The 21,401-nt window shown below is 62.5% G+C and carries 7 protein-coding genes and 1 pseudogene; 1 reads left to right on the plus strand and 7 read right to left on the minus strand.

The window, feature by feature from the left end; all coding sequences use genetic code 11:
- The first annotated feature begins 33 nt into the window (after positions 1-33).
- On the plus strand, positions 34-789 hold the full coding sequence (locus tag B4056_RS14290; protein WP_094111524.1) for a M48 family metallopeptidase: 756 nt from the start codon (positions 34-36) through the stop codon (positions 787-789).
- Positions 790-834: 45 nt separating this feature from the next.
- Here the strand turns inward: B4056_RS14290 and speB are convergent, their stop codons facing one another.
- The 7 genes and pseudogenes from speB to B4056_RS14325 all read right to left on the minus strand — a co-directional run bounded on the left by speB (position 835) and on the right by B4056_RS14325 (position 21,162).
- A complete protein-coding gene (gene speB, locus B4056_RS14295; RefSeq protein WP_094111525.1) occupies positions 835-1,755 on the minus strand; it encodes an agmatinase in 921 nt (306 codons plus the stop codon).
- A gap of 144 nt (positions 1,756-1,899) precedes the next feature.
- The gene (locus B4056_RS14300) at positions 1,900-3,096 is read right to left on the minus strand and encodes an HlyD family type I secretion periplasmic adaptor subunit (protein WP_370513594.1); all 1,197 of its coding nucleotides are present in this window, start codon (positions 3,094-3,096) and stop codon (positions 1,900-1,902) included.
- 23 nt (positions 3,097-3,119) lie between these two features.
- Complete coding sequence (locus B4056_RS14305) at positions 3,120-5,114, minus strand: ATP-binding cassette domain-containing protein (protein WP_288655092.1); 1,995 nt, start codon at positions 5,112-5,114, stop codon at positions 3,120-3,122.
- Positions 5,111-6,562 (minus strand): TolC family outer membrane protein, encoded by a 1,452-nt coding sequence (locus tag B4056_RS14310; protein ID WP_288655093.1) that lies wholly within the window; start codon positions 6,560-6,562, stop codon positions 5,111-5,113. The genes B4056_RS14305 and B4056_RS14310 overlap by 4 nt, the downstream gene beginning before the upstream one ends.
- 71 nt (positions 6,563-6,633) lie before the next feature.
- Positions 6,634-13,308 carry an Ig-like domain-containing protein gene (locus B4056_RS14315; RefSeq protein WP_288655105.1) on the minus strand — a complete coding sequence of 2,225 codons (6,675 nt, stop codon included), beginning with the start codon at positions 13,306-13,308 and terminating at the stop codon, positions 6,634-6,636.
- Positions 13,288-13,386: pseudogene (locus tag B4056_RS14320) on the minus strand (Ig-like domain-containing protein); the annotation flags it as partial. The pseudogene B4056_RS14320 and the gene B4056_RS14315, both read right to left, overlap by 21 nt.
- A 12-nt stretch (positions 13,387-13,398) precedes the next feature.
- Complete coding sequence (locus tag B4056_RS14325) at positions 13,399-21,162, minus strand: Ig-like domain-containing protein (RefSeq protein WP_288655094.1); 7,764 nt, start codon at positions 21,160-21,162, stop codon at positions 13,399-13,401.
- Between the last annotated feature and the right edge of the window lie 239 nt (positions 21,163-21,401).

The raw sequence follows: 21,401 nt of genomic DNA on the forward strand, positions 1-21,401 counted from the left end.
GTTTTTACGACGAGTTACTTAAAGGATGATGATATGAAAATCCGGGCTACGGTTACGGCAATCGGAATGGCAGCGCTACTGAGCGGCTGTCAGGGGTTTGATAACAACGCGCTGCTGCAGTCGGGCGCGCAGGCCTATCAGGCCTATTCGCTCAGCGATGCGCAGGTAAAACAGCTGAGTGACCAGTCCTGTGCACAAATGGATAAAGAGAATCAGGTCGCGGCGGCAAACAGCAGCTATCAGCAGCGTCTGAATAAGATCGCTGCCGCGCTGGGCGACAATATCAACGGCACGCCGGCGAACTACAAGGTGTACGTCACCAAAGATGTCAACGCCTGGGCGATGGCTAACGGCTGCATCCGCGTTTACAGCGGCCTGATGGATATGATGACCGATAATGAAGTGGAAGGCGTGCTGGGCCATGAGATGGGTCACGTCGCGCTGGGCCACACGCGTAAAGCGATGCAGGTTGCCTTTGCCACCGAAGCCGCACGCGGGGCTGCCGCCTCGGTCGGCGGTATTATTGGTTCGCTGTCGCAGTCGCAGCTGGGCGATATCGGCGAGAAGCTGGTTAACGCGCAGTTCTCGCAGACTCAGGAGTCGCAGGCAGATGACTACTCATATGATCTGCTGAAAAAGCGCGGCATTAACCCGCTCGGTTTAGCCACCAGCTTTGAGAAGCTGGCGAAGATGGATCAGGGGCATCAGAGTTCAATGTTTGACTCCCATCCTGATTCAGAAGCGCGCGCGCAGCATATCCGCGATCGTATCGCCGCAGACGGTAAATAAGCGCCTGATGCAGCCCTTCTCCCGGCGGGAGAAGGGCTGCTGCTATCAGCCTTTGTTCGCTGCCTGCACGTGCAGCATATCCAGCGCCAGCGTAGCCGCTGCCAGCGCGGTCAGATCGGCGTGATCGTAACCCGGCGCCACCTCAACCAGATCCATGCCGACAATATTCATTCCCTGCAGACCGCGCACCAGTTTGGTCGCTTTGTCGCTGCTCAGGCCGCCAATCACCGGCGTGCCGGTGCCTGGCGCGTGCGCCGGATCGAGGCAGTCGATATCAAACGTCAGGTAGACCGGCAGGTCGCCCACGGTGCGCTTCACCTCCGCCAGAATATCATCCACGCTGCGATCGTTAACCTGCGCCGCGTCCAGCACGTTAAAGCCCAGACTCTTATCATATTCAGTACGAATACCGATCTGTACCGAGTGCTGCGGATCGATCAGCCCCTCTTTTGGCGCAGTGAAAAACATGGTGCCGTGGTCAAACGTCGGGCCGTTAGAGTAGGTGTCGGTATGCGCATCAAAATGCACCAGCGCCATTTTGCCGAAATGCTTCGCGTGAGCGCGCAGTAGCGGCAGCGTAATGTAGTGGTCACCGCCAAAGGTCAGCATGCGCTTGCCGCTGGCCAGCAGTTTTTCCGCATGCGCCTGCAGTTTGTCTGAGAGATCCTGTGAGTCACCAAATGCGTAAACCAGGTCACCGCAGTCCACGACATTCAGGCGCTGACGCAGATCAAACTCCCACGGCCAGCGGCACCCTTCCCACGCCAGATTAGTGGAGATCTGACGAATCGCGCCCGGCCCCAGACGGCTGCCCGGACGGCCCGACGTAGCGGCGTCAAACGGCACACCGGTGATCACCCACTCAGCATCGCTGTCATACGGCTGGAAGTTGAGCGGAAAACGCATGAAGCCAAAGGCGTTGGAAACCAGGGAGTTGTCATACTGATTGCCCAGGGTGTTGTACATAATTCATCCTCTTTACGTCAGGCAGCACCGGCCTGATTACGGGTCAGGTATAAAAAAATCCCTTCCGCGTCGTTAAGCCCGACGAGGAAGGGATTGATGGCGTGATTATCGCCGGGAATATACTCCCCTGCAATCCTCATCCGCTTAGCGCTCGCGCATCGCCTCTTCAGCTTTATTAAACGGCTTGACCAGATAATCCATCACGGTTTTCTCTCCGGTTTTGATATCCACCGTGGAGACCATGCCGGGCGTGATAGAAAAGCGCCGGCCCGCTTTGTTCTGCACATAGTCGTTATCGGTGCGGATAAACACCCGATAGTAGTAGATCTCTGGTTTCACCTCATCCTGGATAGTGTCAGGTGAGATGCTCTCCACTGCGCCGTTGAGGCCGCCATAGATGGCGTAATCGTAGGCGGAGATCTTCACCACCGCGCGCTGCCCCGGATGAATAAAGGCGATATCGCGCGGCGACAGGCGCGCCTCCACCAGCAGCCGGTCGTTGAGCGGGACAATGTTCATCAGCTCGCCGTTAGGCGGCACCACGCCACCGACCGTGGAGACTTTAATATTTTTAACGATGCCGCGCATCGGGGCGCGGATCGTCAGTCGCGTCACCGTATCTTCGCGTCCTTTAATCACTTCAGCGAGGCTGTCCGCTTCCGCGCTCGCTTTGGCCAGCTCTTCACGCGCCTGGACATAATATTGCGAACGCATATCGGTCAGCTTCAGCTCCAGATCGGATTTTTCACGCTGCAGGCGCAGCACCTCCACATTGCTGGCAGCCCCGCTCTTTGCCAGCCGCTGCGTAATCGCCAGCTCGCGGTTAGCCAGCGCCAGCGACGCGTTAAACTGCTTCGTCGCGTCGTTGAGCTGTGCCCGTTTAGTATTATAGAGACGGGTTTCTGCCGCGATCAGATCGGGCCAGCCGCTGAGCTCATCCGGAAAGGTCAGCCGGGTGTCGTTAACCTCTGCCCGCAGGCGTGACGCCGCCGCCAGCGCGGCGCGATAGCGTGCCGCGCTCTCACCCACGCTTGACTGGGAACGGGTCGGATCGAGACGCGCCACCACCTCACCCGCCTGCACCTGATCGCCCTCATGCACGTACAGCTCCGTCAGAATACCGCCCTCCAGCGACTGCAGCACCTGCTCGCGCGAGCTGGGGATCACCTTGCCGGTCCCGGTTGAGACTTCATCCAGCACGCCAAACCACGCCCAGATCAGCGCGACCAGCATCAGCGCGGCGCTGATAACAATCAGCCGCACCGCCCCGCTGTAGTGCGTTTCCGATTTCAGTTCGCCCAGCAGATCGTCTGACGCGTCTGTTTCAGCAGCCGTGACCAGCCGCAGTTTTGCCGGCAGCTGCTTCATGCGTTCACCTCCGGCAGATTTCCGCCGCTGCGCGCTGGCGGCAGCGCTTTCTCTTTCGGACTGTCCATAACCAGCTGCCCCTCTTTCAGCACCAGTATCCGATCCACCAGCGACAGAATCGCGGCGCGATGCGTCGCCACGATCAGCGTGCGGCCGTTCAGCCATGCGCCGAGGCGCTCAATAAACTCTTTCTCCGTATGGTCGTCGAGCGCGGCGGTGGGTTCATCCAGCAGCACGATATTAGGATCGCGCAGCAGCATGCGCGCCAGCAGCAGCGACTGCCGCTGCCCGCCGGAGAGGCCGGTGCCCCCCTCCATGATCGGGTGATCCAGCCCCAGCGGCAGGCGGCGAATAAATTCCGCTCCGCCGCTCACCGTCAGCGCAGAGAAGATGGCGTCGTCGGTAGCGTGCGCCGCGCCGAGCGTCAGGTTTTCACGCAGCGTACCGTGAAACAGACGCGCGTTTTGCGTCAGCAGCCCGACGTTGCGCCGCACGTCGGCCACGTCAATGTGCGGCAGGCTGAGGTTATCAAGCCGCAGCTCACCGCTCACCAGATCCATGCCGCCCGCCATCGCCTGCAGCAGCGTGGATTTACCGGAGCCGTTGCGGCCCAGCACCGCAATACGCTCCCCAGGCTGAATGGTCAGGGATTTGATGCGCAGCGCCATGGTCAGCGAGTCGCTGTAGTAGCGAAACATGGCGTCGGTGAACTGATAGTGGCCAAACAGCACCGGACAGTGAATACGCGTCTCATCGCTGCTGTTCTCTACCGGCAGATTCATCAGGCCGTCGAGGCTGGTTTTCGCCGCCCTGACCTGCTGCCAGCGCGCCAGTACGCCGCACAGCGTTGCCATCGGCGCAATCATGCGCGAGGAGAGCAGCGACGCCGCGACAATCGCCCCGGTGGTGATATCGCCGTTGATCACCATCGGCGCGCCCACCACAATGACGCTGGCGTAAACCAGCCCCTGCACCGTTACGCCCCAGCTAATGAGCGAGTGCATCACCTTACGCATCGCCACGCCCGACTGCGCGGTGATACGGATATAGCTGTTCCACTGCTGCAGAAAGCGATCTTCCGCCTGCATCAGCTTGATATCCTCCAGCCCCTGTACGCTCTCCACCAGCACTGCGTTACGCAGCGTGGACTCTTTCAGCGCCTGCTGCGCCAGCTTCGCCAGTTTTTTCTGGCTGAGCAGGCCCGGCACCACGCTGTTGCGCAGCCGCAGCGCATGACCAAACACCCGATCGGAGACGCGCATATCAGCGCGCTTGCCCAGCAGATCGGTGACGTGATCGCGGCCCACGCGCAGAATATAGGTAAATACCACCGAAATGATCACGCCAGCATAGAGGACATAGAGCGTGGGATAAGATTGCGCCGGGATCACCCGGTCATAGACCTGCATCGAAAACACAATTCCTACCAGCGCCAGCAGATTGATCAAGAAGGACGCCAGCATCACATAGCCGTAGGGACGCAGATCGTGCAGCACCAGCCGCCGCAGCCAGTCGGGGCGAACGGTGGCGAGATAGCGATCGACCCGGCTATCTTTCGCCGCCGCCACCGGTCGCAGCGCGGCCACCACGCGGAGGGCGGGCAGCAGATCGGTGAGCATCACCGGCGTCGGCTGTTCATCGCCGGAAAAGTGCACCCGAACGCGGTCATCACCATCAAACGCCGTCACCACGCCGACCTGGCCATCATCCAGCTCTACCGCCAGCGGCAGGCGCCAGCGCGTGATCTCCTGGCTCTCCTCGGCAAACAGCTGCAGCGACAGCCCCGCCTGACGTGCCAGATGGCGCAGCGCTTTATCGCGCGTCTGTTTGCCCTGCCACTCTGCTGCCGCCATGATCATGCCCGGCGAACAGGGCAGCCGGTAGTGGGTCGCGATCTGAATAATAGCCGTGGCCCAGCCGTTAAGCGGCAGCTCGCCGCCGCCGCTGGCGGACTGGCCCTCAGGCGCGTCCGGAATGTGTAATTGGGTCATGGCTGGATCTCCACGGTCTGGATGCGCTGGTTATTGAGCGTAAAGGCTGAACGGATCTGTCCGGTGCTGTAGAGACAGTCGAGCTGCAGCGATCGCAGCTGACTTACGGTCTGCTGTAGCGTAAAGCGGGTCTGCCACACCTCCTGTTCGGCATTGAGTACGTCCAGCAGCGGGCGCGTGCCAAGCTGCAGATACTGATCCTGATAGAGCTGGCGGGTTTTCTCGCCCAGCGCCTGCTGGCGCCCCATGACCGCCAGACTCTGCGACAGGCTGAGCGCCTCATTCTGCGACTCGCTCAGCTGCTGGCGCGCCTTTAGCCGTGCGGAATTTACCGCTGCGTTTGCCGCCTGCAGCGCGCTGGCGGCAGCGTCGCGCGCGGCGGTGATCCCGCCGCCCTGATAAAGCGGCATCTCGACTTTGACAAAGGCAGAGTACTGCGTGCGGTCCAGCGACTGACTGCCGGCGTAGCGATCGTTGAGATAGTGGGTAACCTGCGGTTCCAGCGAGATAGTCGGCAGGTTCTGCGCACTGGCATTATCAAGTTTGGCCTGCGCCTGATTAGCCTGCGCCCACGCGGCCAGTACCGCCGGGTTGGTTTTGTCATCCGCTTTGCCACTGGCGCAGCCGCGGGTCAGCGTTGCGGGAAACTGGTCGCTGACCTGCTTTACCAGCGGCCAGCCCAGATAGGTGGCTAAGGTTGCGCGCCAGCGGTTAAGGCTCGCCTGATACTGCGTCAGGGTGGTGCGCGCGCCTTCAATACGCGCATCGGTCTGGGTCGCGTCGGAGAGCGAGGCGGCGCCCTCCTCATTACGCTGCCGCGCCAGTACGCCAATCCGGCTCAGGGCGCTGAGCTGATCGCGGGCAATCTTTACCAGCTGCTGATAGCCCTGCACCTGAACCAGTGCCGCTGCGGTATCGTGCGCCACGCTATCGATACTCACCAGCACGTTTGCCTGCTCCTGCGCCACGCCCGCCTCGGCAGAGCGCACCGAACTGCTGACTTTGCCAAAGTCATAAAGCATCTGCGACACCGACAGCACAAATGAGGGGCTGAAGCCGCTGCCGCTGTAACTGTTGCTATAGCCATTGTTCATGCCCGCACTGATTTGCGGATAATATTTTGCTTTTGCCACATCGACCTGATTCGCCTGCTCCAGCATGGTGCCGATCGCCTGCGCGATATCAGGATGCCACTGCACCGCACGCTGCACCGCCTGCTCAATTGTCAGGGTGTCCGGCACGCGGCTTAGCGCCGGTTCGGCGACTTCACCGGCGAGCGACGGCAGCTCCTGCTGCTGAACCAGCTCGCTTTGCGTAATAGATCCAGCGCGTATCAGCGTCTCACTGGCGGCACTAAGATGCGCACTGTAAAACAACAGAAAGCCCGCGCTTACTGCGGCGGGCAGAGAGGAACGGCGAAAAGGTGCGCCGGATTGCATCAGATCCATCGATTATCCACCAGTCAGAATAGAGAAAGGGCACCTCCTGTGCCCGTGATGCTTCCCTGCGTCACACACCACTATGCCGTGTGGTTTTGGTGCGGTTGCTGCAGCAGCTCCTCCAGTGACACGTTAACGCCTTCCAGCGTGATCAGCTGCGTAGTGCTGTAGCCCGTCCCGCTACCGTCACGATCGATTGAAAGCACGGTGCTGCCATCAGAAGTATGGTCCACTTTCACGAAATCATTAATATTACTTGTGGAATCATTCCAGCCGATCAGCAGTTCACTGATATCAATCTTGTCTCCCTGGGCGACGTTAAAGTCGGTCCAGGTGTCGTGGCCGTTGCCGCCGGTGGCGTCAGCGCGATCCAGCAGATGGTAAACCAGCGTATCTGCGCCGGCGCCAGCGGTGATGGTGTCATCGTAGGCGCTGCTGGTCAGCGTATCGTTACCGCCGGTTCCGTTAATGGTCGGGTGCAGCTCAATGGTGAAGCTGTGGCTGGTCAGGGTGCCGTCCCGGCCCGCCAGGGTGTAACTGAATACCTCCTTATGCGTAATGTTCTGGACGTTAACATCCGCATTGAGTGAGTAGGTGTAGCTTCCGCTGGCGCTGACCTGCAGCACGCCGAACTCACCGGCTACCTGCGTCATACCGGCCGCTCCCACCGTGGTTTCCGCCCCCAGAGCATTAGTGATGGTTAAGGTTCCGCTGTGCGTGCCGGCGCTGTCAGCCCAGATGCTGCCGCTCGCGTCATGCTCAGCGCTGCTGCTTTCCGCCAGCAGACTGGTGGCGGCAAACAGCGTGGCCGCCGGGCCGTTATGCAGCGTTACCGTCAGCGTGGCGGAGGTTACCGTGCCGCTGGCGTCCCGCACTGAATAGGTAAAGGTATCCGTCGCCGGCAGCGTGTCGATATTCAGTCCCGCTTTCAGCGCATAGGTATAGTTGCCTCGCGCATCCAGGGTCAGCGTACCGTAGCTGCTGTTGATCACCGTATTACCCGTGCCAGCAACCGTTGCGCCGCCCGCCGTTGTAACCGCCACACCGGCCGGTACCGTACCGGCTATCGAACTGGTGTCGTTCGCCAGCAGATTACCGGTGACGGTGGCCGCCGTGGTCACCGCCAGCGTGGTGAAGTCTGACACCGTGCTCACGGTAGTGGTGGGCAGTACGCTGAGGTTGGTATTCGCGCCGACCACTACCGCGTAGTTACCGGTACTCAGATTGCTGTAGGTGACGTTACCGCCGCGAATCGTTCCGATTGAGAGCAGAGAGCTGATGTAGTTGCTCTGCGAACTCACCAGCTGCCAGGAGCCGTTACTCAGCTGCGTGTAGAGGTTTAGCGAGTAGTTAGCCGCCACGCCGATACTGTTTACTGAGCCGTAGAGCGTTACCGTGCGGAAATCGTCCTGACCCACATTGAAGATATAGGCGTTACCGTTATTGAGCACGCTGGCGCCCAGTAGCGAGCCGACCCCCAGGGTAAGCAGCGCCGTGTGCGAAGAGTTCACGGTGCCGTTATTGATGGTGGCCTGCGTGGTGCCGTAATCAACCTCGTTAACATCGTTGGTCGCCACAACGCGGATGGCTCCCAGCAGCGACGCCGATGGCGAAACGTTGCCCGCTCTGTCACTCTGCGTCACCGAGAGTGTGGCACCGGTAGTCTGCGCAGTGCTCAGCGCCACTGACCAGCTGCCGCCGCTGCCCACCGTGGTGGTGCCGAGCGTGACGCCGCTGGCGTCGCGGACCGTCACCGTTGCGCCGACCTCGCCGCTGCCGGTGACGCTGGTGCCGGCGCTGTTGATCAGCAATCCGGATACCGCCGCCGGTGGAACCGTGTCAACGGTGATGGTGGTCGCTACGTTGGTGCTGCTGACGTTACCTGCCGGGTCAGTCACCGTGGTGCTCAGGGTATGCGCCCCGTTGCTCAGCGCCGCGGTGGTAAAGCTCCAGCTGCCGCCCGTACCTACCGTGACGGAACCCAGTGCGGTCGTGCCGTCAAAAATGGTCACCAGCGCGCCCGCTTCTGCCGTACCGCTCAGCGTCGGCGTGGTATCGCGCGTAAAGGCACCGCTGGTCAGCGTTACCGGCGCGCTGCCCGCATCATCCGTAATGGTGAGCGTGCTGGCCACCGGCGCTACGGTGTCAACCCGCAGCGTGACCGAAGCCTGCGGGCTGACGTTACCCGCCGCGTCGGTCTGCGTCACGTTGAGCGTATGGGGGCCATTACCCAGCGCTGGCGTGATGAAGCTCCAGCTGCCGCTGCCGCCGACGGTCGCAGTTCCCAGTAGCGTAGTGCCGTCGTAAACGCTGACGCGTGCACCCGCCTCGCCCGATCCGCTCAGCAGCGGCGTGCTGTCATTGGTCACGCCATTGTTGGGGATAGCGATCGCCGTACTGCCATTGTTATTAGCCAGGGTCAGGCCGGTTACGGCAACCGGCACCGTGGTGTCGATAATCGCCGTCGAACTGATGCTGCTGCTGACGTTACCCGCGGCATCAGTGGCGGTGATGCTGAAGGTGTGCGATCCCTCGGAGAGGGCTGTTCCCGGCGTGAAGCTCCAGCTGCCGCTGCTGCTGGCGGTCACCGACCCCAGGACAGTGGTGCCGTCGCGCACAATCACCAGACTGTTTGCCTCGGCCGTGCCGCTCAGGGTTGGCGTGCTGTCGCGCGTCGCGCCGCCATTTACCACCGTGGTGTTGTTAATGTCGTTGGTGACCACCAGCGTTGGCGCAGCGGGGGCCACGGTATCAACGGTAATCGACACCGCCGGCGTCGCCGGGCTGACGTTGCCCGCGGCGTCACGTACCGTCGTGCTCAGCGAATGCACGCCGTTGCTCAGCGCAGCTGGCGTAAAGCTCCATGCGCCGTCGCTGCCTGCCACCACCGATCCCAGCACCGTGCTGCCGTCATACACCGTGACGACCGCGCTCGCCTCCGCCGTCCCGCTCAGCGTTGGCGTCGCGTCATTGGTGACCGCGCCATTTGCCAGCGGTCCGGTCACCGGCGCCACATCGTCCGTGATCGTCAGGTTACTGACCGCTGCCGGCGCCACCGTATCCACCGTCAGCGTGATGCTGGCTGGCGGACTGACGTTTCCGGCGGCATCGGTCTGGGTCACGTTCAGGGTGTGACTGCCTTCACTCAGCACCGGGCTGACAAAGCTCCAGCTGCCGTTACTGCTGACAATCGCCGTGCCCAGCGCAACATTGCCGTCAAGGATAGTTACGCGTGCGCCCGCCTCACCGGATCCGGTCAGCAGCGGCGTGCTGTCACTGGTCACGCTATTATTGGGAATCGCGATCGCCGTACTGCCGTTGTTGTTGGCGGCAGCCAGACCGGTAACCGCACCTGGCGCAACGGTATCAATGATCGCCGTTGAGCTGACGCTGCTGCTGACGTTGCCTGCCGCATCGGTGGCGGTGATGCTGAAGGTATGCGATCCCTCAGCGAGCGCTGTAGCAGGGGTAAAGCTCCAGCTGCCGGTACCGCTGGCGGTGACTGAACCGAGTAGCGTGGTGCCGTCGCGGATAATCACCAGGCTATTGGCCTCGGCGCTGCCGCTCAGGGTTGGCGTGCTGTCGCCGCTTGCTGCGCCGTTCGCCACCGTGGTGTTCGCCACGTCGTTAGTCACGACCAGCGTTGGCGCAGCCGGCGCTACGGTGTCCACGGTGATTGCGACCGTGGGCGACGCCGCGCTGACGTTGCCTGCCGCATCACGCACCGTGACGCTCAGCGCATGCGGACCATTATTCAGCGCGGGCGACGTAAAGCTCCACGCGCCGCTGCCGTCGGCCACAGCGGAACCCAGTACTGCAGTGCCGTCATAGACGGTGACCACGCCCCCCGCCTCTGCCGTACCGCTCAGCACCGGCGTGGTGTCGTTGGTCACGTCGCCGTTAGTCAGAGGACCGGTGTTCGGCGCGGCGTCATCGGTGACCACCAGATTGCTTACTGCGGCTGGCGGAGTGGTATCGACCGTCAGCGTCAGCGTCGCATTCGGGCTGACGTTACCGGCCGCATCGCTGGCGGTAACGTTAAAGGTGTGTGCCCCCTCTGCCAGCGCCGGCGTGACAAAACTCCACGCGCCGCCGCTGCCCACCGTTACCGATCCGAGAACGGTGTCGCCGTCGCGGATCGTCACCACGCTGCCCGCCTCTGCCGTGCCCCTGAGCAGCGGCGTGGCATCGCTGGTGGTGCCGCCGGCGGCAATTGCCACCAGCGCGCTGCCGTTGTTGTTAGCCGCGTTCAGGCCGCTCACGGCGACTGGCGCCACGCTATCCACGATCAGCGTGGTGCTGGTCGCGCCGCTGACGTTGCCCGCCACATCGGTGGCGGTGACGCTCAGGGTATGCAGTCCCTGGTTCAGCGTAGTGCTGATATAGCTCCAGCGTCCATCCGCATCAGCGGTCACCGAGCCCAGCACCGCGTTACCGTCGCGTACCGTGACAATGGCGTTCGCTTCCGCCACGCCGCTTAAGGTCGGCGTCGCATCGCTGCTGTAGCCGCCCGCCGGGATGGTTGCGCTGGTCACATCGTTGGTGACCACCAGCGTTGAGGTGGCTGGCGCAGTGGTATCCACTACTACAGTAAAGTTCACCGGTTCGCTGCTGCTGCCCGCCGCGTCGCGTACCGTGACGCTGAGCGGATGCGTACCTTCGCTCAGCGCGGCAGGGGTGAAGCTCCAGGCTCCGTCGCCGTTTGCCACCACCGATCCCAGCACCGTAGTGCCTTCACTGATCACCACCACGCTGTTTGCCGCGGCGCTGCCGGAGAGCGTTGGCGTGGTATCGTCCGTCGGCGTACCGCTGGTCAGCGGCCCCTGAATCGCGCCGGCGTTATCCGTTACCGTCAGTGCCGTGACCGGGGCAACCGCTGCGGTCAGCACGGTAAAGCTGATATCGCTCACCGGGCTGACGTTGCCCGCCGCGTCGGCGGCACTCACGCTCAGCGTGTGCGGACCATCCGCCAGCGCGGCGGTGGTAAAGCTCCACGCGCCGTTGGTGCCGGCGGTTACCGAGCCGAGCACGGTGGTGCCGTCCCGCACGGTAACGATGCTGCCCGCCTCAGCGGTGCCGCTCAGCTGCGGCGTGTTGTCGCTGGTGGTGCTGCCAGCCGCGATAGTCAGCGGCGTGCTGCCGTTGTTATTGACCGCCGTCAGGCCGGAGATAGCCGCTGGCGCCACGGTATCCACCACCACCGTGGTGACGGCAGAAGCGATACCGGTATTACCGGCCACATCGGTGACGCGCACGCTCAGGGCGTGACTGCCCTCGCCCAGCGCGGCAGGGGTAAAGCTCCAGGCACCTGCGCCGCTGGCGATAGCGGTACCGAGCAGCGTGGTGCCGTCATACACGCTGACCGTGGCGTTTGCCTCCGTGGTGCCGCTCAGCGCTGGCGTACTGTCATTGATGGTTGCTCCGCTGGTGAGCGGCGTAGCCGAATCACCCGCAGTGACGTTCACCGTGCCGGCCACAGGAGCTACCGTATCAACCGTGATATTCAGTGTGCCGGAGCGATCGCTGACGTTGCCCACCGCATCGGTCACCGTCACGCTGAGCGCGTGCGCGCCCTGGCTCAGCAGCGGCAGCGTAGTGCTCCATGCGCCGTCGCCGTCAGCGGTGACCGAAGCGATTACCGTATTGCCATCGTAGATGGTCACCAGCCCGCCCGCTTCCGCCGTGCCGCTGAGCTGTGGTGTACTGTCGTTAGTCACGCTGTTATCCGTTACCGGCACCGGCGTAGCGCCGTTGTTATTCGCCGCCGCGAGATCGGTGACGACGTCAGGTATAACGGTATCGACAATGAAATTAATCGCCTCTGACGGAGCGCCAGGATTGCCGGTTTCATCCGTGCTGATGACGGAAATTGCGTGCGGTCCCTGCCCCAGCGTTGGCGTGAAGTTCCACTGTCCGTCAGCGTTAATGTTAGCGCTGCCAATCGGCACACCATTATCCAGAATAGACACGGTGCCATTTGCCGGCCCCGTTCCCTGCAGGACCGGCGTGTTGTCGCGGATAGCGGTCCCCTCTGTTACCGTTACTGGCGTGCTGCCGCTGTTATCGGTGATCTGCAGCGTGCTGTCGACCGGTGGCAGATTGGCTTCAACGGTCAGCGTAAAGACGTCAGTAGCCGGGCTGACGTTACCCGCCGCATCGGTCACGGTAAACGTAAAGCTATGCACGCGGTTTGACAGCGCGGCGTCTGGCGTAAAGCTCCAGCTGCCGTTTTCGTCAGCGGTAGCCGTTCCCAGCAGCACGTTGTCGTCATAGACCGTTATCGTGCTGCCCGCCTCCGCCGTGCCGCTGAAGGCCGGAAGATTATCATCAGTGATCGCGCCTGACGTCAGCGGACCTTCAGCGCCGCCGACGCTGTCGGTAACGACCAGATCCGGGATAGCGTCCGGTGCCACCGTATCAATAGTGATGGTAATCGGGCCGGTAACCGGGCCGGCGGTGCCCGCCGCGTTGCTGACCGAGACGCTGAAGGCATAGGTTGCATCGTCCAGCGCTGCGGATTCATAACGCCAGACGCCATTCTCACCCACGGTTGTGGTGCCAACGATGGCTCCATCCTGAATGATATTCACCACCGTGCCGGCGACGCCGGTTCCGCGCAGCACCGGCGTGCTGTCACTGGCGAAGCCGTTGTTCGCCACCAGCACCGGCGTGATGTTGGCGTTGTTGTAGATCTCAAAGCTCAGCACCGCGGCTGGCGTGCTGGTATCGACCGTAAAGCTGACCGTCGACGCCACCTCGCTGACGTTGCCCGCTACATCGGTGGCGGTCACCGTCAGGGTGTGCGCCCCCTCAGCCAGCGCGCTGGTGTTGAGGCTCCAGGCCCCCTAAGGATCGGCGGTGGTTCTGCCAACCTCCTGCGCACCGTCATACACAATAATGGTCGCTCCTGCCTCTGCGGTACCGCTGATGAGCGGCGTCGCATCAGGAGTTACGCTGTTGCTATTGATGGTTACCGGCGTCTCACCTGTATCATTCCGCAGCAGCAGATCGCCTGCCGGCTGCGGCGCAGTGGCATCAATAGTGATGGTCAGCGCACCGGACGGTGCGCTGACGTTGCCCACTTCATCGGTGACCGTGGCGCTCAGCGTGTGCTGGCCGTCGGTCAGTACCGGTGAGCTGAAGCTCCAGCTGCCGTCGCCGTCCGCCGTCACCGAGCCAATCACCACGCCGCCGTCATACAGCGTAATCAGGCTTTCAGGTTCCGCCGTGCCGCTCAGCAGTGGCGTATTGTCCGTGGTCAGCGCGCCGTTTGTCAGAGGCTGCGGCACCGTGCCGTTGTCGTTACTGACCACCAGCGATGTGGCATCCGGCAGCGTGGCGTCCACGGTAAAGGCGACAGGCTCAGAGGCCGGACCGGTGTTGTCGGCCGCATCGGTCACGGTGGTGGTGAGGCTGTAGCTGCCATCATCCAGCGCCGGCAGCTGATAGCCCCACTGTCCGTTGCTGCCGGTGGTCACGCTGGCCAGGATTGCGGTTCCGTCCAGAATTGTCACCACGCTGCCCGGCTCTGCGGTGCCGCTGAGGAACGGCGTATTATCTGTGGTGATGCTGCCGCTGACGATCGCCACCGGCGTGGCGCCATCGTTGTTCGTCAGCGCAATATTCGCTGCCGCCACTGGGGGAGTGGTATCAACGATCGCGCTGAAGGTCACCGGTGCGCTGACGTTGCCAAGCGTGTCAGATGCCGTGGCGCTGAAGATGTAGCTGCCGTCTGCCAGCGCGGTGGCAGGCGTAAACTGCCACTCTCCCTGCCCATTTACCGTGGTGGAGCCCAGCAGCGTACCGTTCTGATCGGTAAGGGTAATAATGCTGCCCGCATCTCCGCGACCTCTGAACAGCGGCGTGCCATCATTAGTGAGGCCCCCGTTGGGAATCGCTACCGGCGCGGTGCCGTTATCGTTGCTCAGCGTCAGCTGCGTCACGGCGGAAGGCGGGCTGGTGTCCACGGTAAAGGCGATCGGCGCGCCCGGCGCGCTGCTGTTGCCGGCGGCGTCGGTTACCGTCACGCTCAGGCTGTGCGGGCCGTCGCTGAGGATCGGCGAGAAGCTCCAGTTGCCCTGCGCATCGGTCGTGGTGGTCCCGAGGATCAGATTGCCATCAGACACGACGATGGTGCTGCCAGGCTCTGCCCGGCCGGAGAACTCAGGCGTGTTGTCACCGGTGGTGGAGCCGGATGTAATCGCCTGCGGCGTAACGCCATTGTTGTTCACCAGCGCGATCTCAGTGGCCGCAGCCGGTGCGACCGTATCCACGGTAAAGGTGATTGTGGGCGAAGCGGGACTGGTGTTCCCGGCTGCGTCGCTGACAATGGTGCTCAGGTTATGCTCGCCCTGCGTCAGTGCGCCGGTCGTGAACTGCCAGCTGCCGCTGCTGCCCACGGTAACCGAACCAATTTGCGCGGTACCGTCATAGATCAGTACCACGCTGCCCGGCTCGGCTGAACCAAGCAGCTGCGGCGTCGCATCGTTAGTCACGTCACCGCTGTTGATCGGCACCAGCGTGCTGCCTTCATTATTGTTAACCAGCACGTTCTGCGCCGCTTCCGGTGCCTGCGTATCCACGTTAATCGTGGTTACGGCCGAGGCCGGACTGACGTTGCCCGCTGGCGTTGTCTCCGTAATGCTCAGCGCATAGCTGCCATCATCCAGGGCTGCGGGCGTATACTGCCAGCCGCCATCCCCGCCGGCTACCACGCTGCCGATAGCCGTGCCGTCATTATAAATAGTGATGAGACTGCCGGCGGCGGCCGTACCGCTGAGCTGCGGCGTACTGTCGCTGGTGTAGCCGTTACTGGCAACCGGCACGCCTTCGCCGGAAGTGACGGAGAAAGCAGGTGCAGCCGGCACGCTGGTATCCACTGTCAGGGTCACAGAGTTGCCTGTAACGCTGACGTTGCCTGCGGCGTCGGTCGCGGTGGCCCGTAAGGTATGTGCGCCATCGGTCAGGACCGTGTCGCTAAAGCGCCAGGCCCCGTCTGCGTCTGCCCGGACAGAGCCGATAGCGGCTGTTCCGTCATAGAGCGTTACCAGGCTACCTGCCTCAGCGCTGCCGCTCAGCACCGGTGTGGCGTCGTTGGTGACGCCGGTGATCGGTGCGTTATTGTCATCCCTCGCGGTCAGGTCGACTACGGCGCCAGGGGCTGTGGTATCAATGGTGAAGTTATATGCAGAGGAGGCCGCGCCGGTGTTACCGGCGGCGTCAGTCACTCGCGTGGTCAGGCTGTAATCGCCCTCAGCCAGCGGCGCATCCGGCGTAAAGCGCCAGCCGCCGTCACTGCCTGCAGTAACGCTGCCCAGTACTTCGCCGTTGTTATACACGGTCACGATGCTGCCCGCTTCCGCCGTGCCGCTTACCACCGGCAAGGTGGTATTAGTCGCACCGGCCTCATCGACAGGGCGCGCCACGCCGCCCGCCTCATTGCTGACCTGCAAAGCCTCTGCAGCTTCGGGTGCCGTTGTATCAATGGTGAAATTCAGCGGTGCCGATGGCGCGCTGACGTTGCCCGCCAGATCGGTAACGGTAGTGGTCAGGCTGTAATCGCCCTCAGGCAGCGGTGCCTCTGGCGTGAAGCTCCAGCTGCCGTCTGTACCGGCGGTTACGCTGCCCAGCACCGTGTCGCCATTGGAAACGGTGATCAGCGCACCCGGTTCGGCGCTGCCGCTCAGCACCGGCGACGTCGTGTTGGTCACGCCGTTATCAACCGGCAATGGCGTTTCGCCGTCGTTGTTACTGAGCTGCAGCTCGCCTGCCGCCGCTGGCGGAATAGTATCAACGGTAAACACCAGCGCAGCAGAAGGCTCGCTGACGTTACCCGCCGGGCTGGTTACCGTAGCCGTCAGGCTGTGCGGACCCTCGCTCAGCGGCGACTCTGGCGTAAAGCGCCATGTACCGCCGTCATCCACGACCACGCTGCCCAGCACCGTGGTGCCGTCAAGTACCGTTACCGTGCTGCCCGCAGCCGCCGTGCCGCTCAGCACCGGGGTAGTATCACTGGTAGTCCCGTTGGTGACCGTCACCAGCGTGCCGCTGCTGTCATTACTCAGCACCAGATCGTCCGCCACAGGCGGCGGCGTGGTTTCAACCGTAAAGTTAAGCGGTTCAGACTCATCGCCGCGGTTACCCGCCGCATCCGTGACCGTAGTAGTCAGGCTGTGCGGTCCGGCTGCCAGCGGCGTTTCCGGCGTAAAGCGCCACGCTCCGGTGCCGTCAGCGCTGACGCTGCCCAGCAGCGTGCCGTTATCATAGACGCTGACCGTGCTGCCTGGCTCAGCGCTGCCGCTCAGCGCCGGCGAGGTGTCGTTAGTTACGCCGCCGGCGTTGATGGCGTTACCGTTTTGATCGTTACTCAGCTGCAGGCCGCCTGCCGCAACGGGCGGTGTAGTATCAATGGTCAGCACCAGCGGTGCAGAAGGCGCACTGCTGTTTCCTGCCGGTGAGGTGGTGACGGCCGTCAGGCTGTGCTCACCGTCTGCCAGCGGTTCGTCTGGGGCAAAACTCCAGCTTCCCCCCTCTCCCACGGTAACGGAGCCCAGTACCTCATCCCCATCTGAAATTGTCACCACGCTGCCTGCGGCCACGCCGCTGCCGCTCAGCAGCGGCGTGGCGTCATTCGTCAGACCGTTGTTAACCGGAACCGGCGCAGTACCTTCATCGTTAGCCGCCTGCAGAGCAGCGGGTGCCGCTGGCGCAGTCGTATCGATGGTAAACACCACTGCCGTGGACGCTGCCCCGCTGTTGCCAGCCGGATCGGTGACAACCGTGGTCAGGCTATGTTCACCCGGCTGCAGTACCGGTGAGGTAAAGCTCCAGCTGCCGTCGCTACCGGCGGTGGTGCTGCCCAGCACGTTACCGTTATCAGAAACGGTGACGGTACTGCCTGGCTCAGCGCTTCCGCTGAGTACCGGCTTAGTGCTGTTAGTGATGCCGGTGATTTCGTTACCGTTTTGCCCGTTGCTCAGCAGCAAATCGCTGGCGATCGCGGGTGCAGTAGTGTCGATCACCACGCTGACCGGGGCACTGACCGGCCCGGTGTTGCCCGCCGTATCGGTTACGGTGGTGGTAAGCGCGTGCGCGCCTTCATCCAGCGGCTGCGGCGGCGTAAAGCTCCAGCTGCCGTCGCCGCCCGCCACGGTACTGCCCAGAACATCGCCATTATCAGAAACGGTGATGACGCTGCCCGGCTCGGCGCTGCCGCTGAGGGTCGGCGTGGTTTCATTCGTGGCACCGCCCGCCGGCAGCGCGTTACCCTCCTGGTTGTTCAGCTGCAGACCGCTGGCGGCGGCCGGTGGCTGCGTGTCTACCGTTACCGCCACCGGTGCAGAAGCGGGGCCGGTATTGCCGGCCGCATCGGTGACCGTGCTGGTCAGCGCGTGTTCGCCATCGCTGAGCGGCGGCGTGGTATAGCTCCAGTTGCCCTGAGCATCCGTGGTGGCGGTGCCAAGCACCGTATCACCGTCGCGGACGGTCACCGTGGAGCCAGGCTCCGCGGTGCCGCTCAGCGTCGGCGTAGTGAGATTGGTGCTGCTGCCTGGCGTAACCGGATCGCCATTTTCATTGCTGAGCTGAACGCCGGACGGCGCGGCGGGCACGCTGGTATCGATGGTGATATTGATAACCGATGAGGAGGTCTCCGTCCCCGCTGCGCTGGTGGCAACCGCCCGGAACGCATAGGGGCCGTCGGCTAACGCGGCAGGCGTAAAGCGCCACTGGCCGTCACCGTCTGCGACGACGCTGCCCAGTAGCGTAGTACCGCTATAGAGTCTGACCACGTCGCCAGCGGTGGCGACGCCGCTCAGCACCGGGGTGTTATCGCCGGTGCTGTCGTTATCTGCCAGCGTAACCAGCGTGCTGCCGCTGTCATCTGTTACCTCCAGTGAGCTGGTTGCCGGCACGCTGCCGGCATCAATCGCCAGCGTAAACGCCGGTGACGCCGGGCTGACGTTCCCTGCAGCGTCGGTCACGGTGGTGGTAATGTTATGCTGACCGTTACTCAGCGCCGGCAGCGTCAGGCTCCAGCTGCCGTTGCTATCCACAACGGCGCTGCCCAGCAGCACGTCGCCGTCATAAATGCGCACCACGCTGCCCGCTTCGGCCGTGCCGCTCAGCGTCGGCGTGTTGTCATCGGTGAGCTGCCCTGAAGTCAGCGGGCCGGTACTAGCGCCTGCGTTATCAGTGACCTGCAGATTGCTGACCGCCGCTGGTGCGACTGTATCCACGGTAAACGTGAGTGGCGCAGAGGCGGGGCTGCTGTTGCCAGCCAGATCGGTTACGGTGGTGGTCAGGCTGTGGCTGCCCTCACCCAGCTGCGGCGTGGTAAAGCGCCAGCTGCCGTCGCTGTTGGTGGTCACGCTGCCCAGCACGGTGTTGCCATCACGAATCGTCACTAGCGCACCCGGCTCCGCCGTGCCGCTCAGCACCGGCCGGGCATCGTTAACGGTGCTCTCCGGCGCGATATTGACTACGGTGCTGCCGTCACTGCCGGTTAGCGTCAGCGCATCAGCCGCTGCCGGTGCCACGCTGTCGACGGTGATATTCAGCGGCGCGCTTTGCGTGACGTTGCCTGCGCCATCGGTAGTACGCAGGTAGAAACTGTGCAGCCCCTGGAACAGGCCGCGCAGGGCAAACGACCACTGGCCGTTGCTATCGGCGACAACGCTGCCGATTTCAGTGTTTCCGTCAAAGAGTGTAATCAGGTTGCCCGGCGTGCTGACGCCGCTTAGCGTTAACTCCTCGCTGCGCGTGGTCGCGCCGTCGGTCAGCGGCTGCAGCGTATTATCACCGGTGCTTACCGCTTCCAGCGGCGTGGTCGCTGGCGGCAGATCCGCCTGGACGTTAAGCGTGAAAGGTGTGCTGGCCGGACCAATGTTACCGGCCGCGTCAGTGCTGATAACGGTGAAGCTGTGCGCGCCGTTGCTGAGCGCAGGGGTGGTAAACTGCCAGCTGCTGTTAACATCAACCAGGGCCACACCAAGCAGTACGTCACCATCGTAGATGCTGACCGAGGCGCCCGGCTCCCCGCTGCCGCTCAGCACGGGCGTATTGTCATCAGTAGTGGCGTTTTGCGCCAGCTCAACCTGGCTGTCGCCCGCGTCGTCAAAGACCCGCAGATCGGTTATCGCCTCCGGAGCCGTGGTATCAACCGTCAGCTGCAGCGGAGCGGAAGCGGGGCCGGTATTGCCTGCCGCATCCGTCACGGTAGTAGTAAGAGTATGGCTGCCTTCACTCAGCACCGGGGTGGTAAAACTCCAGCGCCCGTCGCTGTCTGCGATAGCGCTGCCCAGTACCGTCGTGCCGTCACGTACGATGATGACGCTGCCTGGTTCAGCGCTGCCGCTTAACACCGGCGTGGTATCACGGGTCACGCCATTCGTGGCAATTGGCGCGAGCGGGCCGCTGCTGTCGCTGCTGAGCAGCAGATCGCTGGCGACGGCTGGCGGCACCGTATCAATAGTAATGGTCAGCGTGACGGATGATGTGCTATTTCCGGCGGCATCGGTGGCTACCGCGCGGAAGGCGTAGCTGCCATCCGGCAGCGCTGCAGGCGTAAAACTCCACTGCCCGCTTGCGTCGGCAAGCGTGCTGCCAAGTACGGTAGTGCCGTTATAGAGCGTAACCAGCTCATTGGCGCCCGCCAGCCCGCTCAGGGTTGGGGTGGTGTCACGCGTGCTGGACCCGTCCGGCAGCGTACGCAGCGCAGGGCTGCTGTCATCGGTGATTTCCAGCGTGCTGCTGGTAGGTGCGATGCCGGCGGCGACATTGATCACGAACCCGCTGGTGGCGGGACTGACATTGCCTGCCGCATCGGTGACCGTCACGCTCAGCGTGTGGCTGCCGTTATTCAGTGCCGGTGTGGTAAAGCTCCAGCGCCCGTCTGCTCCCGCCGTGACGCTGCCAAGCAGAACGGAACCGTCATACACTTTAACCACGGCTCCCGCTTCCGCCGTACCGGTTAGCGTTGGCGTATTGTCATCGGTGGTTTGCCCGTTGAGTAACGGCCCCTGGCTGCTGCCGACATTGTCGCTGACCACGATATTTCCGGCCGGATCGGGTGCGGTGGTGTCGCCGTTACCAGGATTGCCGCCACCGTTGCCGGGATCGCCCCCGCCAGGATTGTTGCCTCCGTTACCAGGATTAGTGCCGCCGCCGGAATTATCCGTATCGCCACCGCCACCGCCGCCACCGCCGCCGGTCGCAAACAGCGCCCCGATACCGGCCAGAGCCGCGCCGCCAATACCGAATGCGGCAATCGTGCCGTTATCCGTTACGTTTTCTGCCAGCAGACCTTCAGTGCTGTCGATCGACACATACTGAAAGCCCTCTGTGCCGGGATCTTCAACCCACCAGAGCGCACCGCGATCGTCCTGCAGGACCAGATCGCTGTCGCCATTGGCGCTGTAAAAATCATGAATAACAAGTGTTTCACCTGATTTAGTGGTTACGACTAAATCATTACCATTGCGTGTGAAAGCCTTAATGTCAGCCTGATTCAGGTTAAGTTTAACCACACTGGGTGCGTTCAGCGTAACCTGAGTACCGCTCACTTCGTTAGCAATCGTCCCACCTTTGGGCGTGATAGAAATATTGTTCATGTTATCGGGATCCCGCGCAGATATAAGTTTATGAGCGTTACTGGCACGCCCGGTATCATCAGATACCGCTTGCTATCGCAAGTAATTCAGTGAATTACTTACATCCTTCATCGGCCATTCTTATTCCGGTAAAAGAGTAAGAACAGCGCTGAACAGGTTTAATTGCGGATTCAGAAAGGACAACAGGCGTTATGCGGAATACAGAAGCGTGATTCAGAAGTGAATATAAGCGCAGCAGG

The organism is Pantoea sp. UBA7232, assembly GCF_002473195.1.
GTDB lineage: Bacteria > Pseudomonadota > Gammaproteobacteria > Enterobacterales > Enterobacteriaceae > Pantoea > Pantoea eucrina.

What these genes read in the sequence shown, in the direction of transcription:
- B4056_RS14290 (WP_094111524.1), top strand. Translation starts at nt 34, where the DNA reads ATGAAAATCCGGGCTACGGTTACGGCAATCGGAATGGCAGCGCTACTG.
- speB (WP_094111525.1), bottom strand. Translation starts at nt 1,755, where the DNA reads ATGTACAACACCCTGGGCAATCAGTATGACAACTCCCTGGTTTCCAAC.
- B4056_RS14305 (WP_288655092.1), bottom strand. Translation starts at nt 5,114, where the DNA reads ATGACCCAATTACACATTCCGGACGCGCCTGAGGGCCAGTCCGCCAGC.
- B4056_RS14310 (WP_288655093.1), bottom strand. Translation starts at nt 6,562, where the DNA reads ATGGATCTGATGCAATCCGGCGCACCTTTTCGCCGTTCCTCTCTGCCC.
- B4056_RS14325 (WP_288655094.1), bottom strand. Translation starts at nt 21,162, where the DNA reads ATGAACAATATTTCTATCACGCCCAAAGGTGGGACGATTGCTAACGAA.